Annotated in this window: 1 protein-coding gene; it reads right to left on the bottom strand. The window is 69.7% G+C overall.

Features of this window, described 5'->3' with window-relative positions; genetic code table 11:
- Positions 1-30 precede the first annotated feature (30 nt).
- Positions 31-1254 (bottom strand): IS110 family RNA-guided transposase, encoded by a 1224-nt coding sequence (locus tag D7I43_RS32370; protein WP_120332335.1) that lies wholly within the window; start codon positions 1252-1254, stop codon positions 31-33.
- Positions 1255-1666 lie beyond the last annotated feature (412 nt).

Raw genomic sequence — 1666 nt, forward strand, 5'->3', positions numbered from 1 at the left:
GGAGACCTCCGATGGTGTTTGAGGTCAAGATCAGGAGGGAGTGAATGCGGGGAAGGCTCGGTTCTGGTCGTAGGTTTGGCGGGTGGTGAGGCAGTGGTGCAGGCAGCCGATGAGGCGGTTGAACAGGTTGCGCAGCGCGGCTGGGTGACCGTCGCCGTGCTCACGGCGTCGTAGGTAGTGTTCGCGGGCTGGTGGGCAGCTGTTGGAGGCGCTGAAGGCCCAGATCCAGCCGGCTGCGGCGAGCCGGTCATTCTTGATCCGGCGGTGTGTGACGCTCAGGCTTCGGCCGGAGGAGCGGGTGATGGGCGCTGAGCCGGCGTAGGCCTTGACGGCGCGGGCGTCGGCGAAGCGGGTGCGGTCGTCGCCCAGTTCCGCGAGGACACGCGCTCCGGAGAGGTCCCCGAGGCCGGGGAAGCTGGTGATGATGGCGTGGTCGGGGTGCTGTTGGAAGGCCTCGGTAACGGCCTGGGCGAGCTGGTCGACGCTGGTGCAGGCGGTGTCCAGCACGGCGAGCAGGGCCAGGGCGTGGGTGCCCATCGCTTGTTCGACAAGGGGTCTCTGGCGCAGTTGGGGCTGGCGCAGGGCGCGCTTGATCGTCTCGGCGGCGGCGTCGATGCCGCGGACGCGGCCGGCGCGGCGCAGAGCCGCGGCGATGCGCGGGCGGGTGAGCCGCGCGGCGGCCTCGGGCGTGGGTGCGATGGCCAGGACCGCCCGCGCTTCGGGTGAGGCGATGGTTGCCGGCCTGTCCGCGAACGCGGCGAGGAAGGTGGGGAAGTATTCCCGCAGCAGCGAGCGCAGCTCGTTGGAGGCCTTGGAGCGCCGCCAGGTTGCGTCCTGTTGGGCCCTGGCGAGGACGGTGATGGCGCCGGCCAGGTCGCTGTCGTCGGGCAACTGTCGGTGCAGGTGGGCGTCGGTGCGCAGGATGTTGGCCAGCATGACGGCGTCGGCGTGGTCGGACTTCTTACCGGACACGGAGTGACGTCCGCGGTACCGGGCGGCGGCCATCGGGTTGATGGCGTAGATCGGCCGCCGCGTAGCGCGTAGCGCGGCGACCAGCAGCCCGCGCGGTGTCTCGATCGCCACGGGGATCGGCTGCTGCGGGGTGTCGCCGGCGGCGGCGAGCATGTTCAGCAGCTCGGCGAATCCTGCGGGGTCATCGCTGATGCGCCTCTTGGCGACCAGGTGTCCGGTGGCGTCGACCAGGGCGACGTCGTGGTGGCTTTCCGCCCAGTCGATACCGCAGAAGATCGTCAACTCGCGCTCCCTCGCTGGCCGTGGGCCCTTCTCGGTGCTTGCCGGGGTGATCGCCGGCCTGGCGGGAACGCGCGGCGCCCTAATAGCGAGGCTCTGGGCCTACCCTCCGATGAGCCGTTCGCGGTCCCAGCGGCCCGCACGGCCCCGGTTTCCGTCGGAGCTCGAGGCTCGGGGTGAGAGAGGTATCAGCCGTGCGGGCGGCCGTGAGATCACGACAGACATCTTGATCGATGCCGGACCTGGCACCGAGGTCCGACGGTCTCCAAACGGGAGTCGAGCTCCGGGGAGTCTGTAGTCGTGACCGCCGGCAGCCAGGCCCGGCACAGCGCAGGATCCTCAGCCGAAGCTGAGTCATCTGCGCGGACCCTTCAGGCGAAGAGTTGTAACCCTATTAGGGAGTCTGGAACTGTCA

Source organism: Micromonospora globbae (genome assembly GCF_003610785.1).
Taxonomy (GTDB): Bacteria; Actinomycetota; Actinomycetes; order Mycobacteriales; family Micromonosporaceae; genus Micromonospora; species Micromonospora globbae.